At 64.9% G+C, this 16,810-nt stretch carries 14 protein-coding genes and 1 pseudogene; 10 read left to right on the top strand and 5 right to left on the bottom strand.

Annotated features, from left to right (window positions below):
• Positions 1 to 128 precede the first annotated feature (128 nt).
• From CBI38_RS15850 to CBI38_RS15820, 7 genes are all read left to right on the top strand, one after another.
• Positions 129 to 878 carry a helix-turn-helix transcriptional regulator gene (locus tag CBI38_RS15850; protein ID WP_269467584.1) on the top strand — a complete coding sequence of 250 codons (750 nt, stop codon included), beginning with the start codon at positions 129 to 131 and terminating at the stop codon, positions 876 to 878.
• 82 nt (positions 879 to 960) lie between these two features.
• Positions 961 to 2,421, top strand: a complete 1,461-nt coding sequence (gene sufB, locus CBI38_RS15845; RefSeq protein ID WP_109330206.1) for a Fe-S cluster assembly protein SufB — start codon at positions 961 to 963, stop codon at positions 2,419 to 2,421.
• Positions 2,421 to 3,650 (top strand): Fe-S cluster assembly protein SufD, encoded by a 1,230-nt coding sequence (gene sufD / locus CBI38_RS15840; protein ID WP_109330204.1) that lies wholly within the window; start codon positions 2,421 to 2,423, stop codon positions 3,648 to 3,650. Before sufB ends, sufD begins: the two co-directional genes overlap by 1 nt.
• 41 nt (positions 3,651 to 3,691) lie before the next feature.
• The gene (sufC, locus tag CBI38_RS15835) at positions 3,692 to 4,498 is read left to right on the top strand and encodes a Fe-S cluster assembly ATPase SufC (RefSeq protein ID WP_109330202.1); all 807 of its coding nucleotides are present in this window, start codon (positions 3,692 to 3,694) and stop codon (positions 4,496 to 4,498) included.
• A gap of 6 nt (positions 4,499 to 4,504) precedes the next feature.
• Complete coding sequence (locus tag CBI38_RS15830) at positions 4,505 to 5,764, top strand: cysteine desulfurase (protein ID WP_109330200.1); 1,260 nt, start codon at positions 4,505 to 4,507, stop codon at positions 5,762 to 5,764.
• Positions 5,761 to 6,258, top strand: a complete 498-nt coding sequence (gene sufU, locus CBI38_RS15825) for a Fe-S cluster assembly sulfur transfer protein SufU (RefSeq protein WP_109330198.1) — start codon at positions 5,761 to 5,763, stop codon at positions 6,256 to 6,258. The genes CBI38_RS15830 and sufU overlap by 4 nt, the downstream gene beginning before the upstream one ends.
• On the top strand, positions 6,255 to 6,668 hold the full coding sequence (locus CBI38_RS15820) for a metal-sulfur cluster assembly factor (protein WP_109330196.1): 414 nt from the start codon (positions 6,255 to 6,257) through the stop codon (positions 6,666 to 6,668). Before sufU ends, CBI38_RS15820 begins: the two co-directional genes overlap by 4 nt.
• A 67-nt stretch (positions 6,669 to 6,735) precedes the next feature.
• Here CBI38_RS15820 and ku read toward each other — a convergent pair whose 3' ends face one another.
• The 3 genes and pseudogenes from ku to CBI38_RS15805 all read right to left on the bottom strand — a co-directional run bounded on the left by ku (position 6,736) and on the right by CBI38_RS15805 (position 10,214).
• Positions 6,736 to 7,623, bottom strand: coding sequence for a non-homologous end joining protein Ku (gene ku / locus CBI38_RS15815; RefSeq protein ID WP_472515505.1), 888 nt, complete (start codon positions 7,621 to 7,623; stop codon positions 6,736 to 6,738).
• A 40-nt stretch (positions 7,624 to 7,663) separates the two neighbouring features.
• Positions 7,664 to 8,812, bottom strand: coding sequence for a lycopene cyclase family protein (locus CBI38_RS15810; protein ID WP_109335129.1), 1,149 nt, complete (start codon positions 8,810 to 8,812; stop codon positions 7,664 to 7,666).
• Between the two features lie 613 nt (positions 8,813 to 9,425).
• A pseudogene (locus CBI38_RS15805) lies at positions 9,426 to 10,214 on the bottom strand (SDR family oxidoreductase).
• 127 nt (positions 10,215 to 10,341) lie between these two features.
• On the opposite strand from CBI38_RS15805, the gene CBI38_RS15800 reads away from it, so the two are divergent.
• Positions 10,342 to 11,973: an ABC-F family ATP-binding cassette domain-containing protein gene (locus CBI38_RS15800; RefSeq protein ID WP_109335128.1), complete on the top strand. Its 1,632-nt coding sequence runs from the start codon at positions 10,342 to 10,344 to the stop codon at positions 11,971 to 11,973.
• Between the two features lie 72 nt (positions 11,974 to 12,045).
• A complete protein-coding gene (locus CBI38_RS15795; RefSeq protein WP_109335127.1) occupies positions 12,046 to 12,261 on the top strand; it encodes a helix-turn-helix domain-containing protein in 216 nt (71 codons plus the stop codon).
• Positions 12,262 to 12,275: 14 nt separating this feature from the next.
• On the opposite strand, the gene CBI38_RS15790 is transcribed toward CBI38_RS15795, so the two are convergent.
• Positions 12,276 to 12,842 (bottom strand): TetR/AcrR family transcriptional regulator, encoded by a 567-nt coding sequence (locus tag CBI38_RS15790; protein ID WP_109330192.1) that lies wholly within the window; start codon positions 12,840 to 12,842, stop codon positions 12,276 to 12,278.
• Positions 12,843 to 13,022: 180 nt separating this feature from the next.
• The gene (gene acnA, locus CBI38_RS15785) at positions 13,023 to 15,827 is read right to left on the bottom strand and encodes an aconitate hydratase AcnA (RefSeq protein ID WP_109330191.1); all 2,805 of its coding nucleotides are present in this window, start codon (positions 15,825 to 15,827) and stop codon (positions 13,023 to 13,025) included.
• A 303-nt stretch (positions 15,828 to 16,130) separates the two neighbouring features.
• Here acnA and CBI38_RS15780 point away from each other — a divergent pair, with 303 nt between their 5' ends.
• Entirely contained in the window at positions 16,131 to 16,736 is a 606-nt protein-coding gene (locus tag CBI38_RS15780) for an Rv1476 family membrane protein (protein ID WP_230989854.1), read from the top strand.
• Positions 16,737 to 16,810: the final 74 nt, after the last annotated feature.

The following is a 16,810-nucleotide window of genomic DNA, read 5'->3' as shown; positions in this document are numbered from 1 at the left end:
GAAGCGTAGCGGTGGTTCGAACACAGTTCGTCCGGCCAGCATTCCCGCCGGGAACGGGTGAATAATCACAGGTGTAAGGCAGGGCACCCTTAGTAGACCTGCGATCGGAATTCCGTCACACTGGTGTTGTGAAAACGGATGCGACCACCCGAGCGAGCAAGGAAAGCGCTGTTCAGGCGCGTTCCTCTGCGTTGCCGGCCGGCACCGCATCTCCCGTCGCCGCCGGCCACGAAGGCCACACCAGGGCGGCCGTGGTGAAGCTCCTGCTCGAGGACGGGCCCATCACCGCGTCGGAGATCGGCACTCGGCTCGGTCTCAGTGCCGCGGGTGTACGTCGCCACCTCGACGCGCTGCTGGAGTCGGGCGAGGCCCGGGAAGCGTCCGCAGGTGCGGCGCGCCATCGTGGTCGCGGACGCCCCGCCAAGTACTTCCAAATCACCGCCAAGGGTCGCGGGCGGCTCGGCCACGCCTATGACGATCTTGCCGGTGCAGCGATGCGTCAACTGCGCGAAGTTGGTGGAGACGCTGCGATCACCGACTTCGCCCGGCGCCGCGTCCAGGCAATCGTCGGTGAGGTCGAGCCCGCCTCCGCTCAGACCCCCGAGGATCTCGAACAGACCGCGGATGCCATTGCGGATGCGTTCACGAGCGCCGGATTCGCGGCGTCCACGCGCCCGGTCGGAAACGGTGTCCAGATCTGCCAGCACCACTGCCCGGTCTCGCATGTCGCCGAGGAGTTCCCCGAATTGTGCGACGCCGAGCAGGAAGCGTTCGCGCAGTTACTGGGCACGCACGTTCAGCGGCTGGCCACGATCGCGAACGGTGACTGCGCCTGCACCACGCACGTTCCACTCGTACCGCCGGCGGGGCCGAAATAGTGCCGCCGATACACCCCATTGCCACCGATCCCCGGCGACCAGCCCTCGCCGGTCACGTAACAAGACTCCGGAAGGAGCTCGCATGACCGTCACATCAGACCAGGTGACATCCGCTGCGTCGGCAAATGCCGAGCCGCTCACGCAGGAAGAGACCATCGCCTCGCTCGGGCATTACGGGTACGGCTGGTCCGATTCGGACGCGGCAGGTGCCAGCGCCAAGCGCGGTCTGTCCGAGGACGTCGTGCGCGACATCTCCGCGAAGAAGAGCGAGCCCGACTGGATGCTGGACATCCGCCTACGCGCGCTGAAGACCTTCGACAAGAAGCCGATGCCGAACTGGGGTTCCAACCTCGAGGGCATCCACTTCGACAACATCAAGTACTTCGTGCGCTCGAGCGAGAAGCAAGCCGAGAGCTGGGAAGATCTGCCCGAGGACATCAAGAACACGTACGACAAGCTGGGCATCCCCGAGGCGGAGAAGCAGCGCCTCGTGGCAGGTGTCGCAGCACAGTACGAGTCCGAGGTGGTGTACCACTCGATCCGTGAAGACCTCGAGTCGCAGGGTGTCATCTTCCTCGACACCGACACCGGATTGAAGCAGCACCCCGAGCTCTTCCGTGAGTACTTCGGCACGGTCATTCCCGCCGGTGACAACAAGTTCTCCGCCCTGAACACGGCCGTCTGGTCGGGTGGATCGTTCATCTATGTGCCGCCGGGCGTGCACGTGGACATCCCGCTTCAGGCGTATTTCCGTATCAACACGGAGAACATGGGCCAGTTCGAGCGAACACTGATCATCGTCGACGAAGGTGCGTCGGTGCACTATGTCGAGGGTTGCACTGCGCCGATCTACAAGTCGGATTCTCTGCACTCCGCCGTGGTCGAGATCATTGTGAAGAAGGGCGGCCACTGCCGCTACACGACCATCCAGAACTGGTCGAACAATGTCTACAACCTGGTGACCAAGCGCACCAAGGTGGAGGCCGGCGGATCCATGGAATGGGTCGACGGCAACATCGGCTCCAAGGTCACGATGAAGTACCCGGCCGTGTGGATGATGGGCGAGCACGCGCGTGGCGAGGTTCTCTCCGTGGCGTTCGCGGGAGAGGGACAGCACCAGGACACCGGTGCGAAGATGCTCCACCTCGCGCCCCACACGTCGTCCACCATCATCAGCAAATCGGTGGCTCGCGGCGGTGGACGTGCGTCCTACCGCGGACTCGTTCAGGTCAACAAGGGAGCGTACGGGTCGAAGTCGACCGTCAAGTGTGACGCTCTGCTGGTCGATCAGATCAGCCGTAGCGACACCTACCCCTACGTCGACATCCGCGAGGACGACGTGACGATGGGCCACGAGGCGACCGTCTCCAAGGTGAGCGACGACCAACTGTTCTACCTCATGAGCCGCGGGCTGACCGAGGACGAGGCCATGGCAACCGTGGTGCGCGGCTTCGTCGAGCCGATCGCCAAGGAGCTCCCGATGGAGTACGCCCTGGAACTGAACCGCCTGATCGAACTGCAGATGGAAGGGGCGGTGGGTTAGTGACCACGCCAGAAACCGGTGTTGAGAAGCTCGGCGTCGAAGGCGCTGTCGCGGGAGAGAATCCGCGGATAGAGCGAACCGCGACCGGCTCGCCGATCGTCAACAAGGGTGAGGTTTTCACCTCCTTCGACGTCAAAGCCTTCGAAGTTCCGGGGGGTCGCGACGAGGTCTGGCGATTCACTCCGCTGCGTCGCCTGCGCGGGTTGCACGACGGAACGGCCGTCGCGAACGGTGCCGTCACAGTTGATGTCGCGGGTCCGGACACGGTGCAGGTCGAGACCGTCGGCCGAGACGATTTCCGGCTCGGCAAGGCAGGCGTGCCCGCCGACCGAGTCGCCGCGCAGGCGTACTCGGGATTCGAGTCGGCCACCGTCGTGACCGTCGGCCGTGAGGTCGAGGTTCCCGAGACGATCAACATCACGGTCACGGGTCCGGGCGAGGGCAAGGTGGCGTTCGGCCACCTGCAGATCCGGCTCGAGGCATTCGCCAAGGCCACTGTCGTGCTCGACCAACGGGGCAGCGGAACCTTCGCCGAGAATGTGGAGTTCGTTCTCGGTGACAGCGCCCGCCTCACCGTTGTCGCCGTGCAGGACTGGGCCGACGACGCCGTCCACGTGGCAGCGCACCACGCGCGCCTCGGGCGCGATGCGGTGCTGCGGCACAACGCGGTCAGCCTCGGTGGCGACTTGGTGCGTCTGTCCGCAACCGTGAAGTACGACGGTCCCGGCGGCGACGCCGAACTGCTCGGCCTGTACTTCGCCGATGCCGGACAGCACTTCGAGCAGCGCCTGCTGGTGGATCATTCACAGCCGCACTGCAAGTCGAATGTGGTGTACAAGGGTGCGCTGCAGGGCGACCCGAACTCGGGCAAGCCCGACGCGCACACCGTGTGGATCGGCGACGTGCTGATCCGGGCAGCTGCCGAGGGTACGGACACGTTCGAGCTGAACCGCAACCTCGTCCTCACCGACGGAGCGCGAGCCGACTCGGTCCCGAACCTCGAGATCGAGACCGGCGAGATCGTCGGCGCCGGGCACGCGAGTGCCACCGGTCGATTCGACGACGAGCAGCTGTTCTACCTCCGCGCCCGGGGTATCCCGGAAGACCAGGCGAGGCGACTCGTCGTGCGTGGGTTCTTCCACGAAATCATCAACAAGATCGCCGTCGCCGAGATCCGCGAGCGTCTCGAAGCCGCCGTCGAGGCCGAACTCGCCGCAGTCGGCGTCTGACGCGGCTCGACCACTACTGCCCATTTCTTCGAAGGATTCCCATGTCTACCCCTGACGCTTCCCCCGAAATCTCCGTCCTGGAAATCAAGGACCTCCACGTCGACGTTGCACATACCGACGAGAACGCGGAACCCATCAACATCCTCAAGGGCGTCAACCTGACGGTGCGCTCCGGCGAGACCCACGCGATCATGGGGCCCAACGGCTCCGGCAAGTCGACGCTGTCCTACGCCATCGCCGGGCACCCCAAGTACCAGGTGACCTCCGGGTCGATCACCCTCAACGGTGAGAACGTCCTCGAGATGACCGTCGACGAGCGGGCCCGTGCCGGCCTGTTCCTCGCCATGCAGTACCCGGTCGAGGTTCCCGGTGTGTCGATGTCCAACTTCCTTCGCACCGCGGCCACCGCCGTGCGCGGCGAGGCGCCGAAGCTGCGCCACTGGGTGAAGGAAGTCAAGGAGGCTCTCACCGAGCTCGACATCGACCCGTCCTTCGGGGAGCGCAGCGTCAACGAAGGGTTCTCGGGTGGCGAGAAGAAGCGCCACGAGATTCTGCAGCTCGGTCTCCTGAAGCCGAAGATCGCGATTCTCGACGAGACCGACTCCGGCCTCGACGTGGACGCTCTGCGTGTCGTCTCCGAGGGAGTCAACCGCTACAAGGAGCGCGACCACGGCGGAATCCTGCTCATCACGCACTACACCCGCATTCTGCGGTACATCAAGCCCGAATACGTGCACGTGTTCGTCGGCGGACGTGTCGTCGAGTCGGGCGGGCCGGAACTGGCCGACGAGCTCGAGGCCAACGGCTACGAGCGCTTCACCCAGGCTGCCGCAACGCAAGGAGCATAAACGCAGATGACCACCTCGGTGAGCGTGTTCGACGTCACCAGGATCCGGGAGGATTTCCCGATCCTGGCTCGAACGGTGCGCGACGGAAAACCGCTGGTGTACCTCGATTCGGGCGCGACATCGCAGCGCCCGACTCAGGTGCTCGACGCCGAGAGGGAGTTTCTGACGACATGTAATGCGGCGGTGCACCGGGGCGCGCACCAACTCGCCGAGGAGGCCACCGATGCCTACGAGAACGCTCGTGCGGCCATCGCGGCGTTCGTCGGTGCGGACAGCGACGAATTGGTGTTCACCAAGAACGCGACGGAGTCGCTGAACCTCGTCACCCACGTGCTCGGTGACGACCGTTTCGATCGGCACCTCGGACCGGGCGACGAGATCGTGATCACCGAACTCGAACACCACGCGAACCTTGTGCCGTGGCAGGAACTTGCCCGGCGCACGGGCGCCACGCTGCGCTGGTACGGAGTCACTGACGACGGCCGGATCGATCTCGACTCCCTCGAGTTGACCGACGCAGTCAAGGTCATCGCGTTCACGCACCAGTCGAATGTCACGGGAGCAGTAGCGCCGGTCGAGGAGCTGGTCCGGCGTGCCCGCGCAGTCGGCGCTCTCGTCGTGCTGGACGCATGCCAATCTGTGCCGCACATGGCTGTCGACTTCCATGCGCTCGGTGTCGACTACGCGGCGTTCTCCGGTCACAAGATGCTCGGGCCTTCCGGGGTGGGCGTTCTTTACGGCAAGCGCGAGCTGCTCAACGCGATGCCGCCGTTCATCACCGGCGGATCGATGATCGAGACCGTCACCATGGAGCGCACGACATACGCGCCACCGCCGCAGCGGTTCGAGGCGGGCGTGCCCATGACGTCGCAGGTAGTCGGTCTCGGCGCAGCGGTGCGCTACCTCGAGGACATCGGGATGGACGCCGTCGCGGCGCACGAGCACACGCTCGTCGAAGCCACGCTCGAGGCTCTCGGAGCCATCGACGGAGTACGGATCATCGGTCCGACCTCGTCAGCGGACCGGGGTGGCGCCGTCTCATTCGTGGTCGACGGGATCCACGCACACGACCTCGGTCAGATTCTCGACGACGAGGGCGTGGCGATCCGCGTCGGACACCATTGCGCGTGGCCACTGCACCGGAGGTTCGGAGTCGCAGCCACCGCCCGGGCGTCGTTCGCCCTGTACAACACACTCGACGAGGTCGCGGCGTTGGCTGCTGCGATCCGTCGAGCGCAGGACTTCTTCGGGGAGGCGCCCGCGTGAGAATGGAACAGATGTACCAGGAGGTGATCCTGGACCATTACAAGCATCCACACGGTCGGGGCCTGCGGGAGCCGTTCGGTGCGGAGGTGCATCACGTAAATCCCACGTGCGGTGACGAAGTGACCTTGCGGGTGCACGTGACCGACGACGGCACGGTCGCCGACGTGTCCTACGACGGACAGGGTTGTTCCATCAGCCAGGCATCCACCTCCGTTCTCACCGATCAGGTCGTGGGTATGCCGGTGGACAGGGCGTTGCAGACGGTCGCGGCGTTCAGCGAGATGGTCGGCAGTCGCGGTACCGTCGAGGGAGACGAGGACGTCCTCGGTGACGGCATCGCCTTCGTCGGCGTCTCGAAGTACCCGGCCCGCGTCAAATGCGCGCTGCTGGGATGGATGGCATTCAAGGACGCCGTTGTTCAGATCGTGGCCGACAAGGATCCGGTCGCGACAGAAGACGGCGAACCAGCTCGAATCGGAGGACAGGCATCATGAGCGAGACGCAGACCCCGGACACGGATGTCGCTGCCGGAACGGAGCAGCCGACTGCCGACCAGACCGAGAAGCCCTCCACCTCAGGAGCGGTTCCCGCCCCTGAGCGGCTCGAGGAACTCGAGGAAGCGATGCGCGACGTCGTCGATCCGGAGCTCGGCATCAATGTCGTCGATCTGGGACTCGTCTACGGCATCAGCGAAGACGAGGACGTGGTCATTCTCGACATGACCCTCACCTCGGCGGCGTGCCCGCTGACCGACGTCATCGAGGATCAGGCGCGTGGCGCACTGGTGCGCAGCGGTTTGTGCAACGACTTGCGGATCAACTGGGTGTGGCTGCCGCCGTGGGGTCCGGACAAGATCACGGAGGACGGGCGCGAGCAACTACGCGCTCTCGGCTTCACCGTCTGACGGTACCGTCATTCACGCGCAGGGCCCGGCGAGATCTTCTCGCCGGGCCCTGCGCGTGAATGCCCGTTCAAGCGCGCTTGCGCTCCGAGGCAGTGGACTTCGACGCGGGTTTCTTCGCCGCGGTCTTCGCAGGGGCTTTTTTGGCAGGCTTCTTCTTCGCGGGAGCCGCCTTCTTGCCAGCGGCGTCGACACTGCGTTGTAGCGCTGCTACCAGGTCGACCACCTCGGCGTCTTCACCGGCCTTCTCGGTTTCCGCGACGGGAATGACTTTCTTGCCACCCGAGCTGATCATTTCGTCCAGCAGCTCCCGTAGCTGAACCTGGTAGTCGTCGGTGAACTCGGTGGGATCGAAATCCTCGGCCATGCTGTCGACCAGCGTTTCGGCCATCGCCAGTTCTTTCGCCTTCGGTTTGTCGACGTTGTCGAGCGACGGAAAGGACGCTTCACGTACTTCGTCGGGCCACAGCAGCGTCTGAATGACCAGGACGCCGTCCCGGGAGCGCATCGCCGCCAGACGAGTGCGTTGACGCAGCGTGAAGTGCACGAGCGCCGTACGGTCGCTATCGGAGAGCGCGGTCGCCAGCAGCACGTACGCCTTCGGTGAGCTGGAATCCGGTTCGAGGTAATAGCTCTTTTCGAACAGAATGGGATCTATCTGATCGGTGGGCACGAATTGCAGAACCGGAATTTCGTGTTTCTCGGCGGCGGGAAGCTTCCCGAAGTCGTCGTCCGTCAGGACTACTCGGACACCGTCGTCGGAATCGTAGGCCTTGTCGATATCGGCGTACTGAACGACATTGCCGCATTCGGTGCACACCCGGTTGTATTTGATCCGCCCGCCGTCCTTGGCATGGACCTGGTGAAACTTGATGTCGTGATCCTCGGTTGCCGAATACACCTTGACCGGCACGTTGACGAGACCGAACGCTATCGAGCCCTTCCATATCGACCGCATGCGTTCCATAATGGTCCCCTTTCAGACTTCGCGCGACACTTCATCGAACTTCCCGGTGAAGCGCCGAGCGCAGCATTGCACCGCGAATATCCGCGGACGAAGCCAGGAACATCCGTCGCATGGCCGACAACGTCGCGGCCGGATGTGCACGGTCGGACAGGTAGGCCGCCTGCACATGCGGGGGAAGATCGAAAAAATGCTCGAAGAATTCCGGTACCGATTCCGCGTCGAGTCGGAGGAGTGCGCGTAACCCGATCGACCGCAGCGACGCCACTGTTCGTGCCCTCCAGGGCCAGAGCCGGCCCGAAGTGCCCTCCACGAGGTCGCGGGTCAGGGCGTCCGCGCAACTGAGCGATGCGGCAACGCTGTAACCGGTGCCCGGATGCATCAGGCCTGCACGGGCGCCGAAACGGACCTGCCCCGATCCCGCCGTCCGGCCGGCGTCGTGGGGCGGTTCGACCGCAAACCGGACGCGTTCTACGTCGGAGCGTGACGGAACGGAAACTCCGCGGTGTCGCAGCCGCCGGTGGAGCCTTGTCGCGAGCTCCGACACCGGCAGAGCCGGACGACCGACGAGACATGTTTCTTCGAGGAGGAACCGATCGGCGGACAGCGGCACGGCGTAGAGAAAGGACGGCGGATCTGACGGCGCGGTGCCGTTGTCGGTGCGCCAGTCCATGAACAGGGCGTGCTCGCCGTCCAGAGCGCCGGCGGCCGTGCCGGTGTCGACTACAACGCCGTACGCGGTCTGCTGGGCCAGGTCGGGGCTGTCCCCGGTGCCGCGCGCGTCCACCACCACGCGCGCTGTCACAGTCGTCCCGTCACCGAGGAACACGGCAGTGGGGGAGAGGTCGACGGCTCTACCTGCGATTAAGGTCGCTGTTCCGTCAGACAGCATTGACTGCAGCATAGGTGTATTCAAGACACAGTAGGTGCGACATATCGACTGCCGGCGTGTAGTCCATGCCGTCGGCAGCTGGGTCCGGGTAGCGATCGCCGCTTCCGGCAACCAGTGGGGGAGCTCGTCCTCCCATGCGCCGTAGGTCGCGGTCCAACTACGCCGGGGGTGGGGGTCGATCGCCACCACGGTGAGCCCACGGAGTGCGGCCCGGTGGGCGAGTGCGCGGCCGGCAGGGCCGAGCCCGACGATCGCGACGTCCCAGTTCGGCGGATGTGATGCAGCTGCCACGATGACCAGCTTTTCACGAACATCGCGGTAGAGGTGCTTCCGAGTCCGACCAGGACGGAACCGCACTATTAACCGAATTCAGGCGGTTGTGCGGTATAGATGCGGGGCAGTGGTGGCACCCTTCCAGCATCACTGCGCCCCACGTACATCACCGGTCCGAAACGCCGCTGCCAGTGCCGAACCTGAATGGGGGAGGCCGAAGGCCTCACGCGCTGCATTGCCGGCCGGTAGGGGAGTCGGCAGTGCAGTAGTCGCGCCGCCGCGATAGCGGACCTCTTGCTGTTTACCGGGCGTCGGCACGACGAGTGCAAGAAGGCATGTCTGCGGAGATAACTCCGCGGAATCCGCCTTACGACTCGGAACGGGACGGAACACCCTAATATCCCGAATCTTTACCACGGCCCGCTATTCCTGAAACATCGTCATCACCCTCAGAACCCCACTTTCCGACTCGACGTTCTACCGCCTGCACCAGCAAACGACAGGCGCCCGAGTCTGTCCGCTCGGCGGAGTCGCTCTGCATTCGAAGTGTGGGGAGTGCGTCGGCCTACGCCGTCCGGTCCTACGGCATGCTGCCGTCCTGGGGGAGATGCAACGGCACCGATCTGATGGGCTACATCGAGCCGGTAGCGAGGAGACCGCCGTCGACGCGGACGGTTTCGCCGGTGATCCAGGTGGCGGCAGGTGAGACGAGAAATGCTACGAGGGTCGCGACGTCTTCGGTGTGCCGAGCCGCTTCATCGGATAGCCGGCGGATACCTGCTCTTCGCCCGCGGCGACGAGTGCGGCGGCGAATTGCGTCTTGACGATTCCCGGCGCCACGGCGTTTACGCGGATATCGGGTCCGAGTTGCCACGCGAGTTCTTCGGTGAGCCGGATGAGCGCAGCCTTGGACGCGCCATACGCAGCGATTACGCCGGTGGATCGCATGCCCGCGACGCTGGCGATATTGACGATGGCGCCGCCGTGCCGGCCCATCCAGGCGCGGTGAGCTTCCTGCACGTAGCCGAGCGCGGCTACCACGTTGATGTCGAAGATCTTGCGGACGGCGTCGAGGTCGGCGTCCATGAGCGAGCCGAACACGGGATTGATGCCGGTGTTGTTGACGAGGATGTCGAGTGAGCCGAATTGTTCGACTGCAAGCGCAACGGCTTCGGTGCGCGCTGCGGCGTCGCCTGCGTTGCCCGGGTAGATAGCGACCCTGCCGGTGGGACCCAGTGTCCGCAGTTCCCGAGCTGCGTCCCTCCAGCGGTTCCGGTTTGCGGGCGGTGATCACGACGTCGGCGCCGCGGCCGAGCAGCTCCGCCGCGATCGCCTTGCCGATTCCCCGGCTCGCGCCCGTCACGAGGGCGGTGAGTCCGGGTAGATCCTTCGAGGAGTTCACTCCTGTGTCCGTTGTCATGGGCGAACGTTAGCGGCATCACTGGTAGGCGTGTTCTAGCTGGATAGAAGCTCGAGGTAAAATCGGGGGTTCGTGCGTTCTGTGCGCGTTTCTCTCATCGAAATTTGAGCTTTTCCTAGGAGTCTTGTTGATCACCGCTACCGACCTGGAAGTTCGAGCCGGAGTGCGGACGTTGCTGTCTGCGCCCGGGCCGGCCTTGCGGGTGCAGCCCGGCGACCGGATCGGTCTGGTCGGCCGTAACGGTGCCGGTAAGACGACGACGCTTCGCATCCTCGCCGGGGAGGGGGAACCCTACGCCGGTTCCGTCGTCCGGACCGGCGACCTCGGTTACCTCCCGCAGGATCCCAAGGAGGGCGATCTCGACGTTCTCGCGAAAGATCGCGTTCTGTCGGCGCGGGGCCTCGATGCGTTGCTGCGTGACATGGAGAAGCAGCAGATTCTGATGGCCGAAGTGGTCGACGACGCCGAACGGGACAAAGCTGTGCGCAAGTACGGGAATCTCGAGGAACGGTTCTCCGCGCTGGGCGGATACGAAGCGGAGAGTGAAGCGGCGCGTATCTGCAACAGTCTCGGTCTCGCCGACCGCATCCTCGGCCAGCAGTTGCACACCTTGTCGGGCGGGCAGCGCCGCCGTGTCGAGTTGGCCCGGATTCTGTTCGCGGCCTCGGACGGCAGCGGCGGACGGTCGGACACGACGCTTCTGCTTGACGAGCCGACCAACCACCTGGACGCCGATTCCATCACGTGGCTGCGCGGGTTCCTGCAGAGCCACGAGGGTGGACTGATCGTGATCAGCCACGATGTCGAACTGCTCAACGACGTCGTCAACCGGGTGTGGTTCCTCGACGCCGTGCGCGGTGAGGCAGATGTCTACAACATGACCTGGAAGAAGTATCTCGACGCGCGGGCCACGGACGAGCAGCGCCGACGCCGCGAGCGGGCCAATGCGGAGAAGAAGGCCGGTGCCCTGCGCGCTCAGGCCGCGAAGCTGGGCGCGAAGGCCACGAAGGCCGTTGCTGCGCAGAACATGGCGAAGCGCGCCGACAAGATGATGTCCGAGCTCGATGCCGAACGGGTTTCCGACAAGGTTGCTCGCATTCGGTTCCCCGAACCCGCTGCCTGCGGGAAGACGCCGTTGATGGCGGAGAACCTGACCAAGGTCTACGGTTCCCTCGAGATTTTCACCGGAGTGGATCTCGCAATCGACCGGGGCTCCCGCGTGGTGGTCCTGGGCCTCAACGGTGCCGGTAAGACCACGTTGCTGCGCATTCTGGGTGGCGTCGAGACGCCGGACGCCGGCGGTCTCGTCCCCGGGCACGGGTTGAAGATCGGGTATTTCGCGCAGGAGCACGACACACTCGACGACAACGCCTCGGTGTGGGAGAACATCCGCCACGCGGCGCCCGACACGGGGGAGCAGGAGCTGCGTTCGCTGCTCGGTGCGTTCATGTTCACCGGTCCGCAGCTCGAGCAGCCCGCCGGCACGTTGTCCGGTGGTGAGAAGACCCGTCTCGCGTTGGCGGGTCTGGTGTCGTCGTCGGCCAACGTGCTGCTGCTCGACGAACCCACCAACAACCTCGATCCGGTATCGCGCGAACAGGTTCTGGATGCCCTCCGCAGCTATACGGGCGCTGTGGTGCTGGTGACACACGACCCGGGTGCGGCGGAGGCGCTCGACCCGGAACGGGTCATCCTGCTACCGGACGGCACCGAAGATCACTGGTCTCAGGAGTATCTGGAACTGATCCAGCTCGCCTGACGTGCGTTGATCCCGTCGCGGCGACGTTCTACCGTGGAAGCCACCACCGTCGCTCGTCGACTGGAGGAATTCATGGCTGACATCGGTGTTTTCGCCAAGAGTGCTCGCATCACGGGGTCGCCCCGCGCCGATTTGCAGGCGGAGTTGAAGGATCGGTACCAGGCCGGTGCGAGTATTCGTTCGCTCGCCCGGGAGATGGGACGTTCCTACGGGTTTGTACGGAACATGCTCGCCGAGTCGCATGTAGAGCTTCGGGGGAGGGGTGGAGCGCACCGCCGCCCGACCTGAAGGTTCCCCGGGGTTCAGTCCCGGCGCCGGACCGATTCCTCGACGAGGTCGAGGACGGCGGAGAGATTGTCGCCTGCCTGTCCCGACGCGATTCGTGCGACCAGTCCGTCGAGAACGAGATCCAGATATCCGATCAAGACGTCGGTAGGCACGTCGTCACGCAGACGTCCGGCGGACTTCTGCCGTGCGAGGCGCGCCATCGTGGCCTCGGTCAGTTCAGCTGAGCGCTGTGACCAGCTTCGGCGGAAATCGGCGTCGTTGCGTAGGCGGCGGGCGATCTCGAGCCGGGTGCCGAGCCAGTCGAACTGGTCGGGTTGCGCGAGCATGTCGCGCATGACCTGAACGAGGCCCTCTTGCGCGACGACGTCGGCCATTCTCGTTGCGTCCTCGTGTGCGAGCGCGAGGAACAATCCGTCCTTGTCCTTGAAGTGGTGGAAGATCGCTCCGCGCGACAGGCCGGTCACTTCTTCGAGTCTGCGGACCGTGGCACCGTCGTATCCGTATTCCGCAAAGCATCGGCGGGCGCCGTCCAGAATCTGACTGCGCCGTGCCGCGAGATGGTCTTCACTGACCTTGGGCACAGGCACCCTTCCTTCGTTTGGGTGCCTGTGAGCACTTTCGGCCGTGAGCGCGGTAACTCACGTCGTGCGCAAAGCGCTCACGACCACTCCGTCGGCAAGACGGTCGACTATCGGTGGTCGTGAGCGCTTTGTGCCTGTCTGGGCCGAAAGTGCTCACAGGCGCGGAGCGCCTAGTGCGCCTCAGCTCTTGATCATGTTGCGGAGCACGTACTGCAGGATGCCGCCGTTGCGGTAGTAGTCGGCCTCACCGGGGGTGTCGATACGAACGACAGCGTCGAAGACGACCTTTTCGCCGTTCTCACGGGTTGCCGTGACCTTGACGGTCTTCGGCGTGACACCCTCGTTGAGCTTCTCGACGCCTTCGATGTCGAAGACCTCGGTGCCGTTCAGCTTCAGCGACGCGGCGGACTCGCCGGCCGGGAACTGCAGCGGAACGACGCCCATGCCGATGAGGTTGGAGCGGTGGATGCGCTCGAACGACTCGGTGATGACGGCCTTGACGCCGAGGAGGCTGGTGCCCTTGGCCGCCCAGTCACGGGACGATCCGGAGCCGTACTCCTTGCCGCCCAGGACGACGAGTGGGATACCCGCGGCCTGGTAGTTCTGCGACGCGTCGTAGATGAAGGCCTGGGGTCCACCGTCCTGGGTGAAGTCGCGGGTGTAGCCACCAGAGACGTCGTCGAGGAGCTGGTTGCGCAGACGGATGTTCGCGAACGTTCCGCGGATCATGACCTCGTGGTTGCCGCGACGCGAGCCGTAGGAGTTGTAGTCCTTACGGTCGATGCCGTTCGCGTCGAGGTACTGCGACGCCGGCGTTCCCGCCTTGATGTTTCCGGCAGGGGAGATGTGGTCCGTGGTGACCGAGTCGCCCAGGAACGCTAGGACGCGGGCGCCCTTGATGTCGCTGACCGGGGTGGGCTCCTTCGGCATTCCGTCGAAGTACGGTGGCTTCCGCACGTAGGTGGAATCCTCAGCCCACTCGAAGGTCTTGCCCTCGGGGGTGGGCAGACCACGCCAGCGCTCGTCACCCTTGAAGACGTCGGCGTAACCCTTGACGTACATCTCCTGGCTGATCGAGGAGTTGATCGTCTCCTGGATCTCCTGGGGGGAGGGCCAGATGTCCTTCAGGAACACGTCGTTGCCGTCGGTGTCCTGACCGAGGGCGTCGTGCTCGAAGTCGAAGTCCATGGTGCCTGCCAGCGCGTAGGCGATGACCAGCGGGGGAGACGCGAGGTAGTTCATCTTCACGTCGGGGGAGATGCGTCCCTCGAAGTTGCGGTTACCGGACAGCACCGCGGTGGCGGTGAGGTCGTTGTCCTGGATCGCCTGCGAGATCTGCTCGTCGAGCGGTCCGGAGTTACCGATGCAGGTGGCGCAGCCGTAACCGACCAGGAAGAAGCCGAGCTTCTCGAGGTACGGCCACAGGCCCGACTTGTTGTAGTAGTCGGTGACGACCTGCGAACCGGGGGCCATGGACGTCTTGACCCATGGCTTGGCGGACAGCCCCTTCTCGACGGCGTTGCGGGCGAGCAGTGCCGCACCGAGCATGACCGACGGGTTGGAGGTGTTGGTGCACGAGGTGATCGAGGCGATCACGACGGCGCCGTGGTCGAGGACGAATTCGCCCTTCTCCTCGGAGACGACCTTGATCGGCTTGCTCGGGCGTCCCTCGGACCCGTTGGCTGCGGATTGCACGTCGACGGCACCGTCGTCGGCAAACGACAGGGCGGCGGGGTCGCTCGCGGGGAACGACTCCTCGACGGCCTCGTCGAGCTGCGAGTGGCCCGTGGGGTAGTTCTCTTCCACGTAGTTGTGGATGTCCTTGCGGAACGCAGTCTTCGACTCCGACAGCAGGATCCGGTCCTGCGGGCGCTTCGGGCCGGCGATGGATGGGACCACGTCACCGAGGTCGAGTTCGATGTACTCGGAGTACTCGGGCTCACGGTCGGCGTCGTGCCACAGGCCCTGTTCCTTGGCGTAGGCCTCGACGAGCGCGAGCTGCTCGTCGGTGCGGCCGGTGAGACGGAGGTAGCTGACGGTCTCGGCGTCGATCGGGAAGATCGCGGCGGTGGAACCGAACTCGGGGCTCATGTTGCCCAGAGTTGCGCGGTTGGCGAGGGGAACCTCGGCCACACCCTTGCCGTAGAACTCGACGAACTTGCCGACGACGCCGTGCTTGCGCAGCATGTCGGTGACAGTGAGGACCACGTCGGTGGCGGTGACGCCCGGCTTGATCTCACCGGTCAGCTTGAAGCCGACGACGCGCGGGATCAGCATCGACACGGGCTGGCCCAGCATGGCAGCCTCGGCCTCGATGCCGCCGACGCCCCAGCCCAGCACGCCCAGGCCGTTGACCATGGTGGTGTGCGAGTCGGTGCCGACGCAGGTGTCGGGGTACGCCTGGCCGTTCCGGACCATGACGGTGCGTGCCAGGTGCTCGATGTTGACCTGGTGGACGATGCCCGTTCCCGGGGGGACGACCTTGAAGTCGTCGAATGCGCCCTGACCCCAGCGCAGGAACTGGTAGCGCTCACCGTTGCGCTGGTATTCGATGTCGACGTTGCGCTCGAAGGCGTCGGCGCGGCCGGCGACGTCGATGATGACCGAGTGGTCGATGACCATCTCGGCGGGCGCGAGGGGGTTCACCTTGTCGGGGTCGCCGCCGAGTGCGGTGACCGCTTCGCGCATGGTGGCGAGGTCCACGATGCAGGGAACGCCGGTGAAGTCCTGCATGATCACGCGGGCAGGCGTGAACTGGATCTCGACGTTCGGCTCAGCCGACGGGTCCCAGCTCGCGATGGCGCGGATGTGGTCGGCGGTGATGTTCGCGCCGTCCTCGGTACGAAGCAGGTTCTCGGCGAGAACCTTCAGTGCATAGGGAAGTTTTTCGGTACCGGGCACGGCCGAGAGGCGGAAGATCTCGTAGGAGTTCTCACCGACCTCGAGGGTGCCTTTGGCGCCGAACGAATCAATACTCGTGCTCACGTCAGCTCCACTCGTCTATGAGGGTCGCCGCCGACGGGGCTGTGTCGACGGCTGGAGGCACTGCGGGAGGCTGATCCGGGCGCGCTGTGGTGCTAGCGATGAACGGACTCGGCTGATACCGCGGTACCTCCGATAGTCTAACAGTACGCTTGTCCTGTGAGAATTCGGGGCGGGAAACTCCCGTCACCTCCCGATCTCAGCAGACACCGCCGAGCCGTGCAGCCGGATGGAACGAAACATCGCCCTGTCCTCACGTAGTGTTCACGCGAGGCTCCACGTTCCTACAGCAAACCCGGATGAGAGATGTCTGCCCCAGTCGCCACCGTGCTTCCCTCCAGTGCCGCATTTCCCGCCCCGACGGCTCTGCCGTTGTCGACGGATCTTCCGGAAGACCTCGATGTGGCGGCCGTGGTCACTGATGTGTCCGATGACGGTGTCTCGGCGCCGGCCGACGAAGTGAGCGACCTCGTCGCTGTCGTCGATCGTGCCGCCGATCACGGCATCGAGCTGAGCATCGTGGTTCTGGACGAGGATCCGGAACGCGTCTCGCAACTACGCGACCTCGCGACCGAGGTCGGTCAGGAAGAAGGCGGCACCGTTCTCGTTCTGAGTCCTAGCTGGGTCGGAACGTACAGCGACTCGATCAGCCGGGTCTTGCTCGAATCAGGCCAGGACCGCACCTATACCAGCGACTCGGTGGTGGCGGCCGATCAGTTCGTGGACGAGATCGTCGCGCCCGGACCCCCGTGGGCGCTGATGACGGCATTGATCGTGGCCGTTGTCGCTGTCGCCGCGGCAGCGACGTTCTATGCGAAGTCACGCCGGCGCGCCTCCCCGGACGCCGCGCCGGGGGACGGAAGTGGCGCCGCCGCGTCGACGTCCGCACCTGTCGAGCATCCGAAACCGTGACGGACGCATAGATTCACCTGTTCCCGGCGGCGCATTCGATCCGCTGCGGCCTCGATCGTCTCTGCCTGCACCGA

Origin of the sequence: Rhodococcus oxybenzonivorans, assembly GCF_003130705.1 — a bacterium.
GTDB lineage: Bacteria > Actinomycetota > Actinomycetes > Mycobacteriales > Mycobacteriaceae > Rhodococcus_F > Rhodococcus_F oxybenzonivorans.
The sequence above is the reverse complement of the archived record's forward strand: the minus strand, read 5'-3'. Positions and strand labels throughout refer to the sequence as shown.

What these genes read in the sequence shown, in the direction of transcription:
- sufB (WP_109330206.1), top strand. Translation starts at nt 961, where the DNA reads ATGACCGTCACATCAGACCAGGTGACATCCGCTGCGTCGGCAAATGCC.
- sufC (WP_109330202.1), top strand. Translation starts at nt 3,692, where the DNA reads ATGTCTACCCCTGACGCTTCCCCCGAAATCTCCGTCCTGGAAATCAAG.
- CBI38_RS15830 (WP_109330200.1), top strand. Translation starts at nt 4,505, where the DNA reads ATGACCACCTCGGTGAGCGTGTTCGACGTCACCAGGATCCGGGAGGAT.
- CBI38_RS15820 (WP_109330196.1), top strand. Translation starts at nt 6,255, where the DNA reads ATGAGCGAGACGCAGACCCCGGACACGGATGTCGCTGCCGGAACGGAG.
- ku (WP_472515505.1), bottom strand. Translation starts at nt 7,623, where the DNA reads ATGCGGTCGATATGGAAGGGCTCGATAGCGTTCGGTCTCGTCAACGTG.
- CBI38_RS15795 (WP_109335127.1), top strand. Translation starts at nt 12,046, where the DNA reads ATGGCTGACATCGGTGTTTTCGCCAAGAGTGCTCGCATCACGGGGTCG.
- CBI38_RS15780 (WP_230989854.1), top strand. Translation starts at nt 16,131, where the DNA reads ATGTCTGCCCCAGTCGCCACCGTGCTTCCCTCCAGTGCCGCATTTCCC.